This is a genomic window from Cohnella sp. WQ 127256 (genome assembly GCF_024519285.1).
GTDB lineage: Bacteria > Bacillota > Bacilli > Paenibacillales > Paenibacillaceae > Cohnella.
The window spans coordinates 43031-63452 of the sequence record NZ_JAMZCY010000015.1; the positions used below are offsets into that span (position 1 = coordinate 43031).

Annotated in this window: 33 protein-coding genes and 1 rRNA gene; 32 read left to right on the forward strand and 2 right to left on the reverse strand. The window is 45.7% G+C overall.

The window, feature by feature from the left end; translation table 11 throughout:
- Positions 1-22 precede the first annotated feature (22 nt).
- The 28 genes from rpsQ (at position 23) to M1K58_RS28845 (ending at position 16451) form a co-directional block, all read left to right on the forward strand.
- Positions 23-289 carry a 30S ribosomal protein S17 gene (gene rpsQ, locus M1K58_RS28710; RefSeq protein WP_256762345.1) on the forward strand — a complete coding sequence of 89 codons (267 nt, stop codon included), beginning with the start codon at positions 23-25 and terminating at the stop codon, positions 287-289.
- A gap of 34 nt (positions 290-323) precedes the next feature.
- Positions 324-692, forward strand: coding sequence for a 50S ribosomal protein L14 (gene rplN, locus M1K58_RS28715; RefSeq protein WP_256762346.1), 369 nt, complete (start codon positions 324-326; stop codon positions 690-692).
- 45 nt (positions 693-737) lie between these two features.
- Complete coding sequence (gene rplX, locus M1K58_RS28720; protein ID WP_256762347.1) at positions 738-1091, forward strand: 50S ribosomal protein L24; 354 nt, start codon at positions 738-740, stop codon at positions 1089-1091.
- 35 nt (positions 1092-1126) lie between these two features.
- Positions 1127-1669: a 50S ribosomal protein L5 gene (gene rplE, locus M1K58_RS28725; RefSeq protein ID WP_256762348.1), complete on the forward strand. Its 543-nt coding sequence runs from the start codon at positions 1127-1129 to the stop codon at positions 1667-1669.
- 50 nt (positions 1670-1719) lie between these two features.
- Positions 1720-1905 carry a type Z 30S ribosomal protein S14 gene (locus tag M1K58_RS28730; protein ID WP_256762349.1) on the forward strand — a complete coding sequence of 62 codons (186 nt, stop codon included), beginning with the start codon at positions 1720-1722 and terminating at the stop codon, positions 1903-1905.
- Positions 1906-1934: 29 nt separating this feature from the next.
- Positions 1935-2333, forward strand: coding sequence for a 30S ribosomal protein S8 (rpsH, locus tag M1K58_RS28735; RefSeq protein ID WP_256762350.1), 399 nt, complete (start codon positions 1935-1937; stop codon positions 2331-2333).
- A gap of 33 nt (positions 2334-2366) precedes the next feature.
- The gene (rplF, locus tag M1K58_RS28740) at positions 2367-2909 is read left to right on the forward strand and encodes a 50S ribosomal protein L6 (protein WP_256762351.1); all 543 of its coding nucleotides are present in this window, start codon (positions 2367-2369) and stop codon (positions 2907-2909) included.
- Positions 2910-2962: 53 nt separating this feature from the next.
- Positions 2963-3328 carry a 50S ribosomal protein L18 gene (gene rplR, locus M1K58_RS28745; RefSeq protein ID WP_256762352.1) on the forward strand — a complete coding sequence of 122 codons (366 nt, stop codon included), beginning with the start codon at positions 2963-2965 and terminating at the stop codon, positions 3326-3328.
- 29 nt (positions 3329-3357) lie between these two features.
- Positions 3358-3855, forward strand: coding sequence for a 30S ribosomal protein S5 (gene rpsE, locus M1K58_RS28750; RefSeq protein ID WP_256762354.1), 498 nt, complete (start codon positions 3358-3360; stop codon positions 3853-3855).
- 13 nt (positions 3856-3868) lie between these two features.
- Positions 3869-4048 (forward strand): 50S ribosomal protein L30, encoded by a 180-nt coding sequence (rpmD, locus tag M1K58_RS28755; RefSeq protein WP_256762355.1) that lies wholly within the window; start codon positions 3869-3871, stop codon positions 4046-4048.
- Between the two features lie 37 nt (positions 4049-4085).
- Positions 4086-4529 (forward strand): 50S ribosomal protein L15, encoded by a 444-nt coding sequence (rplO, locus tag M1K58_RS28760; protein WP_256762356.1) that lies wholly within the window; start codon positions 4086-4088, stop codon positions 4527-4529.
- Positions 4529-5827 (forward strand): preprotein translocase subunit SecY, encoded by a 1299-nt coding sequence (gene secY / locus M1K58_RS28765; RefSeq protein WP_256762357.1) that lies wholly within the window; start codon positions 4529-4531, stop codon positions 5825-5827. Before rplO ends, secY begins: the two co-directional genes overlap by 1 nt.
- 27 nt (positions 5828-5854) lie before the next feature.
- Positions 5855-6499: an adenylate kinase gene (locus M1K58_RS28770; RefSeq protein ID WP_256762358.1), complete on the forward strand. Its 645-nt coding sequence runs from the start codon at positions 5855-5857 to the stop codon at positions 6497-6499.
- A 6-nt stretch (positions 6500-6505) separates the two neighbouring features.
- Entirely contained in the window at positions 6506-7252 is a 747-nt protein-coding gene (gene map / locus M1K58_RS28775) for a type I methionyl aminopeptidase (protein WP_256762359.1), read from the forward strand.
- 15 nt (positions 7253-7267) lie between these two features.
- Positions 7268-7624 carry a KOW domain-containing RNA-binding protein gene (locus M1K58_RS28780; protein WP_256762360.1) on the forward strand — a complete coding sequence of 119 codons (357 nt, stop codon included), beginning with the start codon at positions 7268-7270 and terminating at the stop codon, positions 7622-7624.
- 2 nt (positions 7625-7626) lie between these two features.
- Positions 7627-7842 (forward strand): translation initiation factor IF-1, encoded by a 216-nt coding sequence (gene infA / locus M1K58_RS28785; protein WP_116065578.1) that lies wholly within the window; start codon positions 7627-7629, stop codon positions 7840-7842.
- Between the two features lie 30 nt (positions 7843-7872).
- Positions 7873-7986, forward strand: a complete 114-nt coding sequence (gene rpmJ / locus M1K58_RS28790; protein WP_003333770.1) for a 50S ribosomal protein L36 — start codon at positions 7873-7875, stop codon at positions 7984-7986.
- Positions 7987-8009: 23 nt separating this feature from the next.
- On the forward strand, positions 8010-8378 hold the full coding sequence (gene rpsM, locus M1K58_RS28795; RefSeq protein ID WP_115995334.1) for a 30S ribosomal protein S13: 369 nt from the start codon (positions 8010-8012) through the stop codon (positions 8376-8378).
- An 18-nt stretch (positions 8379-8396) separates the two neighbouring features.
- The gene (rpsK, locus tag M1K58_RS28800; protein WP_130615150.1) at positions 8397-8795 is read left to right on the forward strand and encodes a 30S ribosomal protein S11; all 399 of its coding nucleotides are present in this window, start codon (positions 8397-8399) and stop codon (positions 8793-8795) included.
- A 167-nt stretch (positions 8796-8962) separates the two neighbouring features.
- The gene (locus M1K58_RS28805; protein ID WP_256762361.1) at positions 8963-9907 is read left to right on the forward strand and encodes a DNA-directed RNA polymerase subunit alpha; all 945 of its coding nucleotides are present in this window, start codon (positions 8963-8965) and stop codon (positions 9905-9907) included.
- 91 nt (positions 9908-9998) lie between these two features.
- Positions 9999-10364, forward strand: a complete 366-nt coding sequence (rplQ, locus tag M1K58_RS28810) for a 50S ribosomal protein L17 (RefSeq protein ID WP_256762362.1) — start codon at positions 9999-10001, stop codon at positions 10362-10364.
- A 100-nt stretch (positions 10365-10464) separates the two neighbouring features.
- Positions 10465-11304 (forward strand): tRNA pseudouridine(38-40) synthase TruA, encoded by an 840-nt coding sequence (gene truA, locus M1K58_RS28815; protein WP_256762363.1) that lies wholly within the window; start codon positions 10465-10467, stop codon positions 11302-11304.
- A 191-nt stretch (positions 11305-11495) separates the two neighbouring features.
- Positions 11496-11933, forward strand: coding sequence for a 50S ribosomal protein L13 (gene rplM, locus M1K58_RS28820; protein WP_256762364.1), 438 nt, complete (start codon positions 11496-11498; stop codon positions 11931-11933).
- Between the two features lie 18 nt (positions 11934-11951).
- Positions 11952-12344, forward strand: a complete 393-nt coding sequence (rpsI, locus tag M1K58_RS28825) for a 30S ribosomal protein S9 (protein WP_182302901.1) — start codon at positions 11952-11954, stop codon at positions 12342-12344.
- Positions 12345-12518: 174 nt separating this feature from the next.
- The gene (locus M1K58_RS28830) at positions 12519-13211 is read left to right on the forward strand and encodes a phosphoadenylyl-sulfate reductase (RefSeq protein ID WP_256762365.1); all 693 of its coding nucleotides are present in this window, start codon (positions 12519-12521) and stop codon (positions 13209-13211) included.
- 32 nt (positions 13212-13243) lie between these two features.
- A complete protein-coding gene (sat, locus tag M1K58_RS28835) occupies positions 13244-14422 on the forward strand; it encodes a sulfate adenylyltransferase (RefSeq protein ID WP_256762366.1) in 1179 nt (392 codons plus the stop codon).
- A gap of 76 nt (positions 14423-14498) precedes the next feature.
- Entirely contained in the window at positions 14499-15290 is a 792-nt protein-coding gene (gene cwlD / locus M1K58_RS28840) for an N-acetylmuramoyl-L-alanine amidase CwlD (RefSeq protein ID WP_256762367.1), read from the forward strand.
- Positions 15291-15320: 30 nt separating this feature from the next.
- Positions 15321-16451: an Mrp/NBP35 family ATP-binding protein gene (locus M1K58_RS28845; RefSeq protein WP_256762368.1), complete on the forward strand. Its 1131-nt coding sequence runs from the start codon at positions 15321-15323 to the stop codon at positions 16449-16451.
- Between the two features lie 111 nt (positions 16452-16562).
- Here the strand turns inward: M1K58_RS28845 and gerD are convergent, their stop codons facing one another.
- Positions 16563-17273, reverse strand: a complete 711-nt coding sequence (gerD, locus tag M1K58_RS28850) for a spore germination lipoprotein GerD (protein WP_256762369.1) — start codon at positions 17271-17273, stop codon at positions 16563-16565.
- A 135-nt stretch (positions 17274-17408) separates the two neighbouring features.
- Here gerD and M1K58_RS28855 point away from each other — a divergent pair, with 135 nt between their 5' ends.
- Positions 17409-18023: a KinB-signaling pathway activation protein gene (locus M1K58_RS28855; RefSeq protein WP_256762370.1), complete on the forward strand. Its 615-nt coding sequence runs from the start codon at positions 17409-17411 to the stop codon at positions 18021-18023.
- Here M1K58_RS28855 and pdaB read toward each other — a convergent pair.
- Complete coding sequence (gene pdaB / locus M1K58_RS28860; RefSeq protein ID WP_256762371.1) at positions 18016-18816, reverse strand: polysaccharide deacetylase family sporulation protein PdaB; 801 nt, start codon at positions 18814-18816, stop codon at positions 18016-18018. The genes M1K58_RS28855 and pdaB overlap by 8 nt on opposite strands.
- 171 nt (positions 18817-18987) lie before the next feature.
- On the opposite strand from pdaB, the gene M1K58_RS28865 reads away from it, so the two are divergent.
- The 3 genes from M1K58_RS28865 to M1K58_RS28875 all read left to right on the forward strand — a co-directional run.
- Positions 18988-19596: a stage II sporulation protein M gene (locus tag M1K58_RS28865; RefSeq protein ID WP_256762372.1), complete on the forward strand. Its 609-nt coding sequence runs from the start codon at positions 18988-18990 to the stop codon at positions 19594-19596.
- A 134-nt stretch (positions 19597-19730) separates the two neighbouring features.
- Entirely contained in the window at positions 19731-19952 is a 222-nt protein-coding gene (locus M1K58_RS28870) for a hypothetical protein (RefSeq protein WP_256762373.1), read from the forward strand.
- A gap of 354 nt (positions 19953-20306) precedes the next feature.
- Positions 20307-20422: ribosomal RNA gene (locus tag M1K58_RS28875) — 16S ribosomal RNA — on the forward strand; the annotation flags it as partial.

A 20422-nucleotide genomic window follows, 5' to 3' on the forward strand; every position in this document is an offset into this window, starting at 1 on the left:
ACCCGGGAAAAGGAGGATTACCATGAGCGAACGTAATAACAATCGTAAAGTGCAGATTGGTAAAGTCGTCAGCGACAAAATGGACAAAACGATTGTGGTGGCCGTTGAAACGTACAAAAAACACAGCCTTTACCACAAGCGTATTAGATACACGAAGAAATTCAAAGCGCATGACGAAACTAACGATGCAAAAATCGGCGACACTGTGAAAATCATGGAGACCCGCCCGTTGTCTAAAGACAAAAACTGGCGCTTGGTCGAAATCGTCGAATCAGCCGTATTGGCTTAAGCGACACAGTTGTGACTGAAAGGAGGACCTTGCGATGATTCAACCGTTTACGCGTCTGCGTGTTGCCGACAACTCCGGCGCTAAAGAATTGATGTGTATCCGTGTACTTGGCGGTACAGGACGCCGCGTAGGACATATCGGTGATATGATCGTATGCTCCGTAAAACAAGCAACACCAGGCGGCGTTGTCAAAAAAGGCGATGTAGTCAAATGTGTTATCGTTCGTACAAAACGTTCGGTACGCCGTAGAGATGGATCCTATATCGCGTTCGATGAGAACGCAGCAGTAATTGTTAAGGAAGACAAGAGCCCGCGTGGTACCCGTATTTTCGGACCAGTAGCTCGTGAGCTTCGTGATCGTGACTTTATGAAAATCATTTCCCTGGCACCGGAAGTTCTTTAATATTCCGGTACGCACCGATGGAGAAACACTCAAGGAGGTGTACCCATGCCCCGTCTGAAAAAAGTGCTTGAATCGCACAATAATAAAATGCACGTGAAGAAAGACGATAACATTATCGTCATCTCCGGCAAAGACAAAGGCAAGAAAGGCCGCATTATCGCCGCTTACCCGCGCGAAAATCGCGTTCTTATCGAGGGCGTGAATATGGTAAAACGCCATACTCGTCCGAATCCAACGAATCAACAAGGCGGTATCATCGAGCGCGAAGCGCCGATTCACGTGTCAAACGTGATGCATATCGATCCTAAAAGCGGCAAGCCAACTCGCGTTGGCCACAAGACGCTTGAAAACGGCAAAAAAGTCCGGGTCGCTAAGCGCTCTGGAGAAATGATCGACTAATCGCAGTAAGAACGGAAAGGAGGTCACTGTGACTCATGGCAGCAAGAATGAAGGAACGTTTCCTGAATGAAATTACTCCTGCTTTGATGCAGAAGTTTAGCTACAAATCCGTCATGCAAGTGCCGAAAATCGAGAAAGTCGTCATCAATATGGGTGTCGGCGAAGCGGTATCGAACTCCAAAATCATGGATTTCGCGGTTGGAGACATGCAGAAGATCGCTGGTCAAAAGCCAGTAGTTACTCGCTCCAAAAAATCAATCGCAGGCTTCCGCCTACGTGAGAACTTGCCTATCGGCGTTAAAGTAACGCTGCGCGGCGAACGGATGTACTTCTTCCTGGATAAATTGTTCAACATCTCTCTCCCCCGTGTGCGTGACTTTCACGGCGTTTCCACGAAATCTTTCGATGGACGCGGTAACTACACACTAGGATTGAAAGAACAACTTCTTTTCCCGGAAATCGAGTATGACCAGATTGATAAAATTCGCGGTATGGACGTCGTTATCGTAACGACTGCGCAATCGGACGAAGAAGCACGTGAGCTGCTCACCCAATTGGGTATGCCGTTTGCGAAGTGACGATAGCCCGGTCAATTAGCAAAGGGTACCTAATGGAGGTGTGAAAGCAAGTGGCAAAAACGTCGATGAAAATCAAGCAACAGCGTACGCCGAAGTTTAAAGTCCAGGCTTACACGCGTTGCGAACGTTGCGGACGTCCGCATTCCGTTTTGCAAAAATTCAAGGTCTGCCGGATATGTTTCCGTGAGTTAGCATATAAAGGCCAGATTCCTGGCGTCAAAAAAGCGAGCTGGTAATCAGCCTAGTTCGGGAAGGAGGTTTACCCATGGTTATGTCTGATCCTATTGCAGATATGTTGACTCGGATTCGCAACGCGAATCTAGTGCGTCATGAGTCGGTGGAAATGCCTGCGTCTACGGTTAAGAAGCAAATTGCTGAAATCCTGAAACGTGAAGGTTTTATCCGCGACGCTGAATATGTAGAAGATAACAAACAAGGTTTGATTCGTATTTTCTTGAAATACGGACCAAGCAATGAGCGAGTTATCACGGGTCTTAAACGCATAAGCAAACCAGGTTTGCGCGTTTATACGAAGTCTACTGAAGTTCCGCGTGTGTTGGGTGGCCTCGGCATCGCGATTATTTCCACATCTAAAGGCATCATCACCGACAAGGAAGCCCGTCAAGGGAAGTCCGGCGGAGAAGTGCTTTGCTACGTTTGGTAATTTAACTGTCACACGATTGGAGGTGTACCAACTATGTCCCGTATTGGACGCAAACCGATTTCGGTGCCTAACGGCGTGAACGTGAACCTGGATAGCAACGTAATTACGGTTAAAGGCCCTAAAGGAACTTTGTCCCGCGTATTACACAGCGATATGAAAGTTTCCTTCGAGTCTGACGTTATTACTGTTGAACGTCCTTCCGATAACAAGCTTCACCGTTCGCTACACGGAACGACTCGAAGTGTTGTTGCCAACATGGTTAGCGGTGTAACTGAAGGTTACATTAAGAACCTTGACTTGGTAGGTGTAGGTTACCGTGCAAGTAAATCTGGCGATAAGCTGGTATTGAACGTTGGTTACTCTCACCCGGTTGAGATCGTACCGGCAAACGGCATTGAATTCGAAGTGCCTGCACAAAACAAAATCATCGTTAAAGGCATCGATAAAGAAGCCGTAGGCGAGATTGCTGCTAAAATCCGCGCTGTTCGTCCTCCAGAGCCTTATAAAGGTAAAGGAATCAAGTACGAAGGCGAACGCATTATTCGTAAAGAAGGTAAAGCTGGTAAGAAGAAGTAAGCTTAATGCGGCTTAAGCCGCACTAAGTAAAGTGAAGGGAGTGAACCATGCGGATGATTACTAAAGCCGATAAAAATAAAGCCCGTCTGAAAAGACATCTTCGTGTACGTAAGAAAATCAGCGGGACGAGTGAACGTCCACGTCTGTCCGTGTTTCGTTCTTCCAAGCACATCTATGCACAACTAATTGATGACGTTAAAGGCGTAACGCTTGCTAGCGCATCAACAGTTGACAAAGAGCTTGCTGGAGTAGGAAACGGCGGTAACGTAGAATCAGCACGTAAAGTTGGCGAGCTAATCGCTAATCGTGCTAAAGCAAAAGGATATGAAGTCGTCGTGTTCGATCGTGGCGGTTATCTATATCACGGACGTATTCAAGCGCTGGCTGACGCTGCACGCGAAGCCGGATTACAGTTTTAATTATTTTTTGATACAAGGAGGTAAACGACTTGCGTGTAGATCCGAATACATTGGAACTAACCGAAAAAATGGTTCAAATCAATCGTGTCTCCAAAGTCGTCAAAGGCGGACGTCGCTTTAGTTTCAGCGCACTCGTCGTTGTCGGAGACGGCAAAGGCTGGGTTGGCGCGGGAATTGGTAAAGCTTCCGAAGTTCCAGACGCAATCCGTAAGGGCGTCGATGACGCTAAGAAAAATCTTGTTTTCGTACCATTCGTTGGAACTACAATTCCACATGCCGTTATGGGAAAATACGGCGCTGGCCAAGTGTTGCTCAAACCAGCATCAGAAGGTACGGGTGTTATCGCGGGCGGTCCTGTTCGCGCAGTACTCGAACTAGCTGGAGTAGGCGACATCTTGACGAAATCGCTGGGTTCATCCAACTCCATTAACATGGTCAATGCGACGTTGGAAGGGTTGTCCCGACTAAAACGTGCTGAAGACGTAGCGAAACTGCGCGGTAAAACCGTAGCAGAGCTATTCCGTTAAGGAGGGGAAACAGATGGCACAGCTTCAAATTACCCTCGTTCGTAGCTTGATCGGCCGTCCTGAGAATCAACGTCAAACGGTGAAAACTCTTGGACTCGGCAAGCTGCATTCGTCCGTAGTAAGAGAAGACAATGTCGCAACTCGCGGCATGATCAATACGGTCAATCATTTGATCGAAGTTAAAGAAATCTAAGATATTAAGCATAACTCTCAAGGAGGTGCGACGTAAGATGAAATTGCATGAGCTATCTCCAAACGAAGGCTCTACGGCCTCCCGTAAGCGGAGAGGACGTGGTGCTGGTAGCGGTCTCGGCAAAACTTCAGGTCGCGGTCACAAAGGGCAAAACGCTCGTTCCGGTGGCGGTGTTCGTCCCGGTTTCGAGGGTGGTCAAAACCCATTGTACCGTCGGGTACCAAAACGCGGATTTAACAATGATCGTTTTGCAACGGTCTTTGCGATAGTCAATCTTGACCAACTGAACCGTTTTGCAGCTGGTACAGAAGTGACTCCAGAATTGCTTCTTGACGAAGGAATTCTTAAAAATCCAAAGGACGGAATTAAAATTCTGGGCAATGGCGATTTGAACGTGCAGCTGACAGTTAAAGCTCACAAGTTCTCTCAGTCTGCAACAGAAAAAATTCAAGCCGCCGGCGGTAAAACCGAGGTGATCTAATGTTCGCGACTATCACTAACATTTGGAAAGTCGAGGACCTTCGCAAGAGGATCCTATTCACTCTTTTCATCCTGTTTGTATACCGAATCGGTTCCTTTATTCCGGTTCCGAACATTAATAAGGACGTACTTACAGCAGCCAACGAAACAGGTGCAGACCTGTTCGGCTTGCTGAACACGTTCTCTGGCGGTGCCTTGTTTAACTTCTCCATCTTTGCATTGGGGATCACACCGTACATCACAGCATCGATTATCGTTCAATTGCTTTCCATGGACGTCATTCCGAAGTTTTCGGAATGGCAGAAGGAAGGCGAGAACGGTAAACGTAAGCTGGCGCAGATCACTCGTTATGGTACGATTGTTCTGGGGCTTATCCAAGCTTTTGCAACGGCAATTGGTTTCAATCGGATGTATAATCAAGAAATGGTCGTGGATGCTTCTACGGCTACGTATATTATGATAGCCATCGTTTTGACTGCTGGTACTGCGTTCCTCATGTGGCTTGGTGAACAGATTAACGAGAAGGGTATCGGTAACGGTATCTCTATCCTAATCTTTGCGGCAATCGTTGCTGCTATACCGAAACATGCACGTGATATCTATGCGGATCAATTCACGGATTCAAGTCAGCTATTCTTGAATATCGTAAAAATGGTCATTATCCTGCTCGTAATCATCCTGATTATTGCAGGTGTAATCTTCATCCAGCAAGGTGTGCGCAAAATTCCGGTTCAATATGCTAAACGTGTTGTCGGACAGAAAATGTACGGCGGACAATCCACGCACATTCCACTTAAAGTGAATGGCGCGGGCGTAATTCCGGTAATCTTCGCAGTTTCCCTTCTGATGTTCCCGATTACGATTGCACAGTTCTGGGCTGACAAGAGCTGGGCACAATGGGTTATCAAGAATATGTACTATGACCAACCACTAGGAATGGTATTGTATATCCTCTTGATTATCGGTTTTACTTTCTTCTACACGTTCGTTCAATTCAATCCGCAGCAATTAGCGGATAACATGAAGAAGAACGGTGGTTATATTCCAGGTATTCGTCCAGGCAAGCCTACAGCTGGTTTCCTAATGCGCGTTATCACTCGTATTACGTTGGCAGGTGCGGTATTCTTGGCCGTTATCTCGGTTATCCCTGTATTCTTCGGATCATTGGCTGGACTTCCGAAGTCCGTTCAATTAGGCGGTACTTCACTGTTGATCGTTATCGGGGTTGCACTTGAAACGATGAAACAAGTAGAGAGCCAATTGATTAAACGCCACTACAAAGGCTTTATCAATAAGTAACCAACGAGACGGACAGGAGGAACGACAATGAACATCTTGTTTATGGGGCCTCCTGGCGCCGGTAAAGGAACGCAGGCAGAACGGATTGTCGAGCAATTCGGCATTCCGCACATCTCAACCGGTGATGCGTTTCGTTTAGCCATGAAGCAAGGCACACCACTCGGACAGAAGGCAAAGGAGTACGTTGACCAAGGCCTTCTCGTTCCGGATGAAGTGACAAACGGTATTGTACGTGATCGTCTCGCAGCACCTGACTGTGCCAATGGATTTTTGTTGGACGGGTTTCCGCGGACACTTGCACAAGCTGAAGCACTTGATGGTATGCTTGCTGAAATGGACCGTAAGATTGATCATGTCATCAACCTCAAAGTGGATCGCGGCTTCTTGCTCGCTCGCTTAACGGGTAGAAGGATTTGTAAAACTTGCGGAACGACGTATCATATTATTTTCAACCCGCCTAAGCAGGAAGGTATCTGCGATAAGGACGGGGGAGAGCTGTATCAGCGTTCCGATGATACGGAAGAAAAAGTGGGCACTCGGCTTGATGAATATACAAGCAAAACAGCTCCACTTCTGACGTATTACGGCGACAAAGGTTCGCTCAGGGAAGTAGACGGGGAGAAGGATATCGATGCAGTTACGACTGTTATTGCTTCCCTTCTCAGAGGGTAATCGGCTATGATCGTGATCAAGTCTGATAAAGAATTAAGCTTGATGCGTGAGGCGGGACGGATTGTAGCAGAGACACATCGCTTGATGAAACAAGCGGTTGTGCCTGGTGTTACAACTGCTGAATTGGATCGGATAGCCGATACTTTCATCCGAAGCCAAGGTGCGATTCCTTCCTTCAAAGGTTATAACGGTTTTCCGGCCAGTATATGTGCTTCCACTAACGAGGAACTCGTTCACGGGTTTCCCGGACCGCGGAAGCTTGTAGAAGGCGACATCATCAGCATCGATATCGGTGCACAGTACCGAGGCTATCACGGAGATTCCGCTTGGACATACGGTGTCGGACAAATATCCGACGAAGCACAGAATCTTCTTGACGTTACTGAAGCATCACTCTTCGCAGGGTTGGAGCTCATACGTCCAGATGTAAGGCTGTTTACCGTATCTCACGGCATTCAGAAAGTTATAGAAGATGCGGGTTATTCTGTAGTCAGAGAATATGTCGGTCACGGCGTAGGAGCTGATCTGCATGAAGAGCCGCAAATTCCGAACTATGGTGTCGAAGATCGCGGACCGCGGTTGAAGCCGGGAATGACTCTCGCGATCGAACCGATGGTCGTCGTGGGAGAACGTTACGTGAAGACATTGTCCGATAATTGGACAGTTGTCACAGTGGACGGGTCGCTGTGCGCGCATTTCGAGCATACGATTGCCGTAACCGAAGACGGGTTTGAAATACTAACTCGTGCGTAAAGCTAGGTGAATGTAATGACGGTAAACGTTAAGTTGGAACCCGGAGACATCGTGAGAAGCCGGCGTGGAAGAGACGAAGGGCAGCTATGTATAATTGTTGCTCCCGTTGAAGAGCGATTCGCGCTCGTGGCTGACGGCGATAAACGCCGGTTCGATCGGCCTAAACGCAAAAACGTGCTGCATCTCGAACCGATCGGGATCCGTAGCGATGAAGTCGCGAATAGTATTCGCGACACCGGACGCGTAACTAACGCGAAGCTCCGGTACGCTATCGGACAAATCGAACAACAGCTCGTGACGAGCGATGAACAGGAGCACAGCTCCGCGACATCAATCGCACAAGAAATGCATGCTGTAGAGAAAGGAGAATGACGATGGCCAAAGAGGACGTTATCGAGGTTGAGGGAACGGTTGTAGAGCCACTACCAAACGCAATGTTTAAGGTAGAGCTCGAGAACGGACATCAAATCCTTGCGCATGTTTCCGGAAAACTTCGGATGCATTTCATACGGATTCTTACAGGGGACAAAGTTGTTATCCAGCTTTCACCCTATGATCTGACGCGGGGTCGTATCACATACCGCAAGTAAGTTCGTTTGCACTTAAAGGAGGACATTATCATGAAGGTGAGACCTTCGGTCAAACCGATTTGCGAGAAATGCAAAGTCATTCGCCGCAAAGGCAACGTGATGGTTATCTGCGAAAATCCGAAACACAAACAAAAACAAGGCTAATATAGAAGGAGGTACCCCTAACTATGGCACGTATATCTGGTGTTGACCTCCCGCGCGACAAGCGTGTGGAAATCGCCTTGACGTACATCTTCGGAATTGGTAAGCCAACTTCCCAAAGAATTCTAGCGTCCACTGGCGTCAATCCCGACACACGGGTTCGTGATCTGACGGAAGATGAGCTGGCTCGTCTTCGCGAAACGATCGACAAAGAACAAAAAGTCGAGGGCGACTTACGTCGCGAGATTGCAATAAACATCAAACGGCTGATTGATATCGGCTGCTATCGAGGCATCCGTCACCGCCGCGGTCTGCCGGTTCGCGGACAACGTTCGAAAACGAACGCACGTACACGCAAAGGTCCACGTCGTACAGTAGCGAACAAGAAGAAGTAATAAGGGGGGATAACTAACATGGCACAAAAAGGCAAAAAAGTCGTTCGTACCAAACGTCGTGATCGGAAAAACATTGATACGGGTGTTGCACATATCCGTTCCACGTTTAACAATACTATTGTGACGATTACAGATCCGCACGGCAATGCGGTTTCCTGGGCGAGCTCCGGTAACCTTGGTTTCAAAGGCTCCCGTAAAAGCACGCCTTTCGCTGCTCAAATGGCAGCTGAATCTGCAGCCCGCGCTGCGATGGAACACGGAATGCGTTTGGTTGAAGTCTCTGTTAAAGGTCCTGGTGCAGGCCGCGAAGCTGCGATTCGTTCGTTGCAAGCCGCTGGTCTTGAAGTCAGCATGATTAGAGACGTTACTCCAATCCCGCATAACGGATGCCGTCCTCCGAAGCGCCGCCGCGTATAGCATCGTTGCATGTGGTATCAAACAAGTACAACTTGAGAATAATGGTTGTAACGGTTAGGCATACTACATGGTTTACCCCATAAACATTTCTCCTTAATCAAGGTTGAACCATTTAGCATGGGTGAACAAAGAGCAACGTCAGCGACGTTTTGAAGGAGGTATTGGTTGTGATAGTGATCGAAAAACCAAAGATCGATACAGTTGAACTACAGGATGACAAGAGATACGGCAAATTCGTAGTAGAACCACTTGAACGTGGTTATGGTATGACATTAGGTAATTCTCTTCGTCGAATTCTGTTGTCGTCCTTACCGGGCGCAGCAGTTGTATCGGTACAGATTGATGGCGTTCTGCATGAATTTTCCACGATTCCAGGAGTGATTGAGGATGTTACACAAATCATCCTCAATCTAAAGCGTCTTTCGCTGAAGATTCATTCCGACGAGGAAAAGGTGCTTGAAATCGATGCAGAAGGCGATGGAATAATTACGGCTGGAGATATTCGCGCTGATAGTGACGTGGAAATCTTGAATCCGGATTTACACATCGCTACACTGGCTTCTGGTGCGCGTCTTCATATGCGCATATTTGCCAGAGTAGGACGTGGATACGTTCCTTCGGATCGTAACAAGAAGGAAGATCAGCCGATTGGTGTTATTCCAATCGATTCGATCTACACACCAATTACCCGTGTTAACTATCAAGTTGAGAATACACGCGTTGGTCAAGTAACTAACTATGACAAGCTTACGCTTGAAGTATGGACCGATGGCAGTATCCGACCTGAAGAAGCAGTTAGCTTGGGTGCAAAAATCATGACCGATCACTTGTCCCTGTTCGTAGGTCTTACGGATGAGGCAAAAGATACCGAAACGATGAAAGAAAAGGAAGAGGACAAAAAGGAAAAAGTGCTCGAGATGACTATCGAAGAGCTAGACCTTTCCGTCCGTTCCTATAACTGCTTGAAACGTGCTGGCATCAACACCGTTCAAGAGCTGATCACGAAAACGGAAGAAGACATGATGAAGGTCCGTAACTTAGGCCGGAAGTCTTTGGAAGAAGTACAAGAGAAGCTTGAAGAGTTGGGATTGGGCTTACGTTTCGACGAGTAGCATCGTTAATGTTATACAGCAATTGTGACGATTGAACGCAGACGCTTCATGCAACTGCATCATCGTTCGCACCAGTGAGGAGGGAAAACAAATGGCTTATCAAAAACTGAGTCGTGATTCCAGCTCGCGGAAAGCACTTTTCCGTGACTTGTGTACCGACCTGTTCCTGTACGAGCGCATTCAGACGACTGAAGCGAAAGCTAAGGAAGTACGCTCCATCGCAGAGCGATTGATTACTCTCGCTAAACGCGGTGACCTGCACGCTCGTCGTCAGGTAGCGGCATTCGTGCGTCGTGAAACACTTAACGGTGAACAAGACGCCATCCAAAAACTATTCTCCGAATTGGCACCGCGTTATGCGGAGCGTCCGGGTGGATATACACGCATCTTAAAGCTAGGACCTCGCCGTGGAGATTCAGCTCCGATGGTGTATCTTGAGCTCGTTGATCGCGCGTAAGAACGGAGCAAAGAAGGATGGACCGAATCATGTATTCGGATCATCCTTTTTTTGTGGGTTCATCTGCCGTCTTCAATGGCATTGTATTGGAGGATGAGATATGCGTAATATAGGTCTCATCGTCAGCTATGACGGAACGAATTATTACGGCTTCCAGAGTCAGCCAAGTGGCAATACGATTCAAAACAAGCTGGAAGAGGCCATTCAAGCTTTGTCTGGTGAGGTCATCCATGTCACGGGTTCTGGACGCACGGATGCTGGCGTACATGCAAGAGGTCAGGTCGTTAACTTCACAACATCCTCAAGCATTCCTATCGAACGCTGGATGTTGGCTTTGAATACGAGACTGCCGAATGACATCGTTGTGCAAAGCGTGTTTCTAGTTCCTGATCAATTCCACGCACGTCGTGGGGCAAAGAGTAAAACCTATCGGTATACGATTAATTGTAATCGCAATCCCGATTTGTTTCGTCGGCGTTATCAGTTTCATCACCCAACTCCGCTTGATTTTGCAGCAATGCGATCAGGTCTTGAATGTTTGCTTGGCGAGCATGACTTTTCTTCGTTCACAGCACCTAAGTCAACGAAATCTAGCCATGTCCGTACCATCTTAGATGTCAGAATGGATCTTGAAGAAGCTTACCCTGATCATTATCCGATCCCCGCGGATCATTTTGGACGAGAATGGGATGAGCTTCATTATCCAGGTAAACAACGTGGAGTTATCCATCTGTATGTTACCGGTTCAGGATTCCTTTATAACATGGTAAGGATCATTGCTGGGACACTTATTCAGGTAGGGGAAGGGAAAAGGACTGCAGGGGATATGAAGACGATTCTCGATGCCTGTAATCGTGCTGCAGCGGGACCGACAGCGATGCCGCACGGACTTTCCTTGTGGGAAGTTGTATATGAAGGATTAGGCATAAGCAAACATTAGAATTCAATTCTTGATATTTTTTTGCTTGCATAAATGCCCGAAATCATGTACAATAAATTTTGTGCTTTCTGCGTGGCTATCCCACAGCCCCAGCGTAGAAATGTCACCCAACCAACTAAGATATGATTGAATAAGAACGTTATAGTCGTACCACATACAAAGTAGGGAAGTAACCCGAAGGAGGATATTACATGCGTATAACCTATATGGCTAAGCCGCTTGAAGTTGAGCGTAAATGGCACCTTATCGACGCCGAAGGTAAAACTCTTGGTCGTCTTGCTAGTGAAGTTGCAGCGCTTATCCGCGGAAAGCACAAACCTGAATTCACCCCACATATCGATACTGGTGACTTCGTAATCGTGATTAACGCAGAGAAGATCGTTCTTACAGGTAAGAAATTGCAACAGAAGAAATATTACACGCATTCCCACTATCCAGGCGGATTGAAAACGACAACTGCACAGGAAATGATCAACAAAAAACCTGCTCGCATTATCGAATTGGCCGTTTATGGTATGTTACCTAAAAACAAGCTTGGTCACCAGCTTCACAGCAAGCTTAAAGTATATGCAGGAACACAACATCCACATCAAGCCCAACAACCTGAAGTTTACGAACTTCGCGGATAAAAAAAGGAGGACTTTCGAATGGCTCAAGTGCAATATTTAGGAACGGGTCGCCGCAAGCACTCCGTAGCGCGAGTTCGACTCGTGCCGGGTGAAGGCCGCATCGTTATCAACAAACGTGAAATCAACGACTATTTCGACCTTGAAACATTGAAATTGATCGTTAAACAACCTCTTAACCTAACTGATACTGTGACTAAATATGATATCCTCATATTGGCTCATGGTGGCGGTACTTCCGGTCAAGCTGGTGCTATCCGTCATGGTATCTCCCGTGCTCTTCTGAAAGCTGATCCGGAACTTCGTCCGGCGCTTAAGAAAGCTGGATTCCTTACTCGTGATCCACGTATGAAAGAACGTAAGAAATACGGATTGAAAGCAGCTCGTCGTGCTCCTCAATTCTCCAAACGTTAATATTATACAAAGCAGAAATCATGCCTTTCTCCCATTATATACGATGGCGGGAAAGGCATTTTTTGTATACTTTTAGACTATTAGTCGGAAGTATGGATTGAACTATTGTAGCATTGAGCGTATAATATTATGTATTCATACTTAAATACTAGGGATTAAACGGAGGTTATATTCATGAACTTAATTGAGAAGGAAAACATCATCCGTCAGAAGGCAGAGGAATTCGAAAATGCATCGGCTGAAACGGTAATCGCTTGGGCGATTGAGACATTCCCTAACATTACATTTGCTTGTAGCTTCGGAGCTGAAGATGTAGTCCTAGTGGATATGATCCAAAAAATCAGTCCATCCTCGGATATTTTTTATCTAGATACGGATTTTCACTTCAAGGAAACTTATGAAACACGTGACCGTATGGCTGAGAAATACAATCTAAAGTTCGTAGAAGTGAAATCAAAGCTTACTCCAGAGCAACAAGCTGCTGAACATGGGGATGAATTGTGGAAAAGTGATCCTTCAGGATGCTGCAACTTACGTAAAGTTGAACCTTTGACTCGTATACTTTCTCAGTATGAAGCTTGGATTACGGGTATTCGTCGCGATCAAGCACCGACTCGTGCGAATGCGAAGAAGGTTGAATACGATACTAAGTTTGGACTTGTGAAGTTCAACCCATTGGCATCTTGGACCTCAGAAGAAGTATGGGCATATATTAAGGAAAATGATATTATTTACAATCCTTTGCATGATCAGAACTATCCGAGCATTGGCTGTGAGCACTGCACGAAGCAAGTTATGCCAGGTGAAGATCCACGCGCTGGTCGTTGGGCTGGTAATGAGAAAACGGAGTGCGGTCTACACAAATAAAAGAGATAAGATGAGAAGGAGCTACTCAGACTATGAGCGCAATTCAACCACATGGCGGAATATTAGTAAATCGAATAGTTGAGGGACAGGAACGTGATGAACTGCTCACTCAAGCTGCTAATTTGGCAGTGATTCCCGTTAATACTTGGACGATTTCTGATATCGATCTTATCGGTGTTGGGGCATTTAGCCCACTTAATGGTTTTATGAATGAGGAAGATTACTTATCTGTCGTAAATAATATTCGTCTTTCGAATGGTCTGGTATGGAGTATTCCAATTACACTAGCAGTAACCAATGATCAAGCTGCTAACTTAGCGGTAGGGAAACAAGCGGCTCTTGTCGGAGAGAACGACGGGATTATCTACGCTGTAATCAATGTCGATAGTATTTATAAGGTTGATAAACGTAATGAAGCGGTTAAAGTATTCAAGACAGACTCCATGGAGCACCCAGGTGTTGTGAAGCTGTTCGACCGTCCTGACAATTACGTTGGAGGTTCAATTCAAGTACTGAACCGTCCTATTCCTGAGAAATTTAACGAATTTTACTTTGATCCTACGGAAACTCGGCGCATCTTCGCGGATAAGGGCTGGAAAACGGTTGTAGGCTTCCAGACTCGTAATCCAGTGCATAGAGCGCATGAATATATTCAGAAAGCAGCTATGGAAATCGTTGATGGATTGTTCCTAAACCCACTTGTTGGGGAAACGAAATCCGATGATGTTCCAGCGAATGTGCGGATGAAGAGCTACCTAGCCCTCTTGGAGAACTACTACCCTTCTGATCGTGCATTTTTAGGAGTTTTCCCAGCTGCAATGCGTTACGCTGGACCACGTGAAGCTATATTCCACGCCCTGGTTCGCAAAAACTACGGTTGTACACATTTTATTGTAGGTCGTGACCATGCTGGAGTGGGTGACTATTATGGTACTTACGAGGCTCAAGATTTGCTTAAGACTTTCTCGATTGAAGAGCTTGGCATAACTCCGTTATTTTTTGAACATAGCTTCTTCTGCACGAAATGTGGAAACATGGCTTCAAGTAAAACTTGTCCGCATGATAAGGAGCATCACCTCACGTTATCTGGAACGAAAGTTCGTGCCTTACTACGTGATGGAATTTGCCCGCCACCTGAATTTTCCAGACCGGAAGTAGCTGCTATTCTCATTGAGGGTATGGCTGAAGCAAGTAAATCTTACGCAATCTAATTTATTTTCTAAATCATAAATATCCACCTTGTCCCATATGATGTAGGGAGCTTTCCCGGGATGAGGTGGATTTGTTATGTTTAATGGACAAGGGCGAACAATTTGGTCAAGATTAACTCGGCGTAAGCATCTCGTCATCTGGATGACCAAGAAAGCATTATTGAGATTGGGTATTATCGTTTGTTTAATGATGTTAACTGCAGCAGTGTTCCTAAGCGAGATACCTTCCTCAAGAACGTGGACTCATTGGACCTTACCGTTAACGGGTAAAGTCATTGCTTTAGACGCCGGTCACGGTGGGGCTGATGGAGGAGCAGTTAGTCGCGATGGAATTATCGAGAAAGACTTGAACCTGGCTATCGTGCTGTATTTACGGGATTACTTACAGCAATCAGGGGCAGTGGTGCAACTCACTCGTGAAGGTGATTATGACCTGGCATTACCTGAAACAAAAGGGTACTCTCGTCGTAAGACGGAGGATCTTCAGCAACGGGCGAATCAAGTTCGTAAACAGAAGGCCGATTTAACGATCAGTATACATATGAACAGCATACCATCTCCTAAGTGGTCGGGAGCGCAAACCTTTTATGCCGCTAAGAATACGGAAGGTAAGCGACTCGCTTCCGATATCCAGAATGAACTGAGAGTTGTTTTAGGGAATACGCAACGAATTGCGAAAAAAGCAGATACGATCTATTTGCTCAAAACGCTAGAAATGCCAACAGCCTTAGTGGAAGTCGGTTTTCTGTCACATCCAGAGGAAGCGAATCTGCTCGCGGATGAGGAGTACCAAAGGAAGGTTGCTGCTTCTATATATAGAGGCATCCTAAAGTTTACATCCGGTGATTCGGAGAAGCCTGTGTTATAATGGATGCAAAATTGATAGGGGGTCGAATTCGTGGTCACCAAAGAATCCATTCTTGAAGTCCTTCAAGCTGTACTTGAACCAACGATCAAAAAAAGCCTAACCGAGCTTGGGTTAGCTAGAGATATTATGGTTAGGGAAGGCAGTACATCTATTTCTATTGTGCTACACCCAGATAGCTTGGAAAATAAATCAGTAGTGGAACAGGACATTACGCAAGCATTAGCCACAATAGACGTGAATTCACCTCACCTCCGTTTTCGTGCGATGACGGACAATGAGAAGGCTGAGCTGATTTCTAAATCACAGACATCCTCCCAAGGACAAAAGGCTACCCCTGCAGAAGAGAAGAAGGCAGCACCTATCAAAGGGCATGGAGAAGGCTTAGAGAATCATTCGATCCTAAACCCAGATAGTGGAGTGCAATTTATAGCGATCGCAAGCGGTAAAGGCGGCGTTGGTAAATCCACTGTCACAGTGAACCTAGCTGTAGCTCTAGCCAGACAAGGGAAAAGAGTTGGCCTTATCGATAGTGATATTTACGGATTTAGCGTTCCAGATATGATGGGGATTGAACAGCGTCCTGAGCAAGTCGATAATAAAGTCATTCCGGTTGAGCGTTTTGGAGTTAAAGTGATTTCGATGGGATTCTTTGTAGAGGATAATAGCCCAATCGTCTGGCGTGGCCCGATGCTAGGGAAAATGCTGCGGAATTTCTTCTCGGAGGTTGAGTGGGGCGAATTAGACTTCTTACTGCTTGATCTGCCACCTGGGACAGGAGATGTCGCGCTTGATGTTCACCAGATGATTCCTCATAGCAAGGAGATCATCGTTACAACTCCCCATGCAACAGCTGCCTTTGTCGCGGCTCGTGCTGGATCCATGGCCATAAAAACAAATCATGAGATTCTAGGCGTTGTGGAGAACATGTCTTATTTTGAAAGCAAAGAAACCGGCAACCGCGAATATGTATTTGGTCGTGGGGGTGGAGGAAAGCTTGCAGAGACGCTTAACACTGAGCTATTAGCACAATTCCCTCTAGGTGCTCCCGACAATCATCCTTCTGAGCCTGATTATTCCCCGTCTGTATACAAAGCAGATTCCGATATCGGCAAAGAGTACTTAACGCTAGCACAAGCGATTATTGATCGCTGCGGTCAATAAGCAATAGACAGGCATCTAGACGAGTATTAACGAAGCGTCAAACGCAATAAAGAGGGGCTGTAGCATCTAGGTCTAAGACCTTCATGTTACAGCCCCTCACTTTATATTGGCTTAACTGCCGCCGCTGTCACCACCGTCGCCACCGCTATCCCCGCCACCGCTATCCCCGCCACTATCTTCGCCTTCTGAGCCTTGTCCACCTTCAGATTCTTTCTTTCCTTCCTTCTTCTCCGTCTTCGGTGACATTTCTTCTTTTACAACGCTTTGTAGCAGCTTCATAATCTCAAGCTTGAAGATGGGATTTTCCATGGATTCTGTAACGGAACTCATGATGACTTTACGGACATCGGCCGTCTTCAAAGAATCGGTCATAATCTTAGTCATCTCTGGGGTTTTGAACATATCGACGAGATCTTTCTGGTAAGCAGGATCTTTCATTAAATCTTTATGAATTTGTTTGTTATCCTTGCTGACAACTTTGGCAAATTCGCCTGCAAACTTAGGGTCCGTCATGATTTTTTCCATAATCTTGCTGTACTCAGGTGAAGTTAGAACATCTTTCACTGTGAGTCTGACTTGAGCTTGATCTGAAGGGGTCATACTTTTCATTTGCAAAGTACTTTCTCCGAATTGAGCAGTTGAGGCTTTCTCCATTGCTTTCTGTGCCTCTTCGGAGCCAAGAATGTCTATAACCATGGATTTAACATCCTTGTAGTTCATCTGTCCTCCTCCGTTACTGCTGCTTCCGGATTCAGGTCCACATGAAGTGAGCAACAAGGACATTCCTAACAAATACCCAACCCATCGCAATCGATAAAGCATACCGATCAGCTCCCTTCTCTAGGGTAATGGCTGTAGTATGCTTCGACAACCTTATGAATATAAGGGGATGTTCATGGCTTTTTATCTTGTTCATGGTAAAATACATGGTGAACACACAAGAGGAGGCTTATGAAATTGAATTTACGTAAATGGATGAAATTATTCGGTACGACCATCATAATCGGCGCAATCGTCACGGTTATTGGCAGTGTCTGTATCCAATTGTTTAACCCCGACTTCCGAGAAGTTGAGGCGAGTGGGTGGTTGTCCTACATATTGATGATGGCATTAATCGGTATGACGTTTGGCGCTTTTGCACACATGGGCTTTTTTGCATATTTAATGCTGAATTACATTGCTCGTAGTATTTTCAAACGACCTTATTCATGGGTTGCGATTCAAGGCTTTATTGCTCTGTTTGTATTAGTGGAGATTGGTTATTGGACTTATGATACGAATTTTCCTGACGCAATGTTCTGGTTGCTGCCATTAGCTCTTATCTTTGTCTCAACATTGGTTGCGTGGATGAAAGTTCGACAAACATCCTCCGGAGCTTGGATACCGACAATATTTTTCTTGATTGCAATAACTGTCATGGAGTCGATTCCGGTATTCAAGCTCGGAGATATCTCATCGCTTCTGTATCAGTTGATTCCGATTTTTGTTTGTAATGCCTATCAAATCATGCAATTGCATAAAATATTAGCTAAATCCCCTGAGGCTAGTCCTGTTGTCAAGCTTGCTAAGTAAAATAGGGCGATGTAAGCTCGTTCCATGAAGAACGATCCTCGATTGTTTTATCGTTTGTCTCCGTTTGATTAATCATTTGTGACACGGTAATGAATTCAAAACCTTTCGCACGTAGCTGATCAATAATGGCAGGGAGAGCTTCATGTGTTTGCTTGCAGGAGTCGCTGGCATGTAAAAGAATAATGTCTCCAGGATGAGCTTTGTTTACGACTCGATTAATGATCGTGTCGACGCCTGGATTTTTCCAATCCAGTGAATCCGTATCCCATTGTATGACTTTGTAGTTGAGGTCTTCTGCGATTCTAAGAACTCGTTTATCAAAATCGCCGTTCGGCATCCGGATTAGGTTGGGGGATTTGCCGGTCATATCCTTCAGGATGCCATCGGCTGTTGTGATTTGCTTACGAATATCTTCATCGCTATATTGGCTGTAGTTATCATGCTTGTGGCCATGGCTACCAATTTCATATCCTGCGTCTGTAATTTTCTTAACGATATCTGGATGTGTTTTGCTCCAAGGGGAAGATAAGAAGAAGGTGACGTTGCTCACGTTCTTTTCCTTTAGAATTTCGAGAATGGGCTCAGCACGCTTTTCTCCCCAGCTGATGTCGAAGGTCAAAGCAACAACTTTGCGTTCGGTGGGCACATTATACACTGCGGCAGGTGGGTGGGGGGCGAATACACTAAGGTTATTTTTCTCCACCCAAATGACTGCGATAGACAGAATGGCTGCCAGAGTTAGGAAAAATATTTTCTTCACACGTCGTCCGTTAATTACGAAAAAATAGTTCATTAGAATGATCGACTCCTTTCAATATTAGCTGTTCACGTCTATGTCCCCTTGAGTTGGACATGTCGGCAGCACTTGGATACTATCAATGTATGCTTGACCTATAGAGTTATTCATATGGATAGTGGACTAGCAATAAAGTTTATTAAAAGGTTACATTGGAGGAATTGTTGTATGTTTTCGCGTAAAAGGCTGCATCAAACGTGGAAAGAGATCCGTCCGTATTTCATATTCTCAGTCATCTTGTTCTTCGCGGGTATGGTTATTGGAGGAACGCCTAATGCTCCTACAGAGTTCTTGGAACAACAGATCAATGGAGTACGTTCGATAGCGGAAAAGATCGATGAGTCAAAAAGCCCAGAATTTACGGCATTCCTGCTTATTACGGTGAATAACGTGTTCAATGTCCTCCTAGCCATGGTGTTGGGGATTATTGCAGGTATTATGCCAATCATCATGCTTGTCTCTAATGGAATGATCTTAGGCTTTTTGATTGATGGATTTGCAGCTAGAGGAATGAATGTATGGGAGTTAGTTTTTAAAGGTTTGTTGCCACATGGAATATTGGAGCTATCTGCTGTTTTCTTGGCTTGTGCATTTGGAATGCGTTTTGGAATAACATTAATCAAGGGGATCTTCGGATCGGCGCTAGGGAAATCGAAACCGTGGCACCCATTTGTAAGAACAGCTACTGGAGCCGTGCCCGCGGTTATTGCTATCGTAGTACTTCTGCTCTTAGGAGCCGTTGTTGAAAGTACGATTACTTTATGGTTAATGAGTTAAAGTTTTGTTAGGACGGATGGATCTGTCATAAAGTAGGGTGAAAAAGAGCATAACAGTAGAACGTGCTGGAATCCTCTATCTTATAGGTGAGGGATTCCGGTAAATGCTGCTCGTTCACAGGAGGTCCGTACTCTATGCTCGGTATCATGTTCACGGATAAGGAATGTAAGGAATTTGATTATTTGTTGCGTAAGGAAATGGATGAGATGTTGCTTGATATGAGTGATAGAAGATTGGATGGACCGGTTAAAGAAGCGATTACTAAGCGATATAAGATCATATTCCGTATGTACGCACGCATTGCTCCACCAAGAGAGCTATCTCGCTATGCGGTAGGATTAAGATCTCAAAGATAAAAGATTGAAAAAAGGCTTGACTCACGGCTGTTGGATATGTTAAATTATCATTCGCCCCACTAATTGAGGGGACATGCAGACGACATACATAACGAGCAATAAGGGATGTAAGAAAATACCTGTTGCCAAGTACTAGTCAGCTGTGATATATTATAAAAGTCGCCGTTAGCGAGAACGACAAGAAAAACGAAACGCAAACGAGCGCAAAACGAATCACAAATTGTTCTTTGAAAACTGAACATCGAGCGTAAGAAAACGAACAAAACGTCGGAAGATGGCTTCGGCTGTCGGAAGACAAACCAGTTGTAAAGATTGAGCCTTCAAGGCTCTTTAATACGAAGCTTCGGCTTCACTATTATGGAGAGTTTGATCCTGGCTCAGGACGAACGCTGGCGGCGTGCCTAATACATGCAAGTCGAACGAATCTCTGATGGAGCTTGCTCCTGATGAGGTTAGTGGCGGACGGGTGA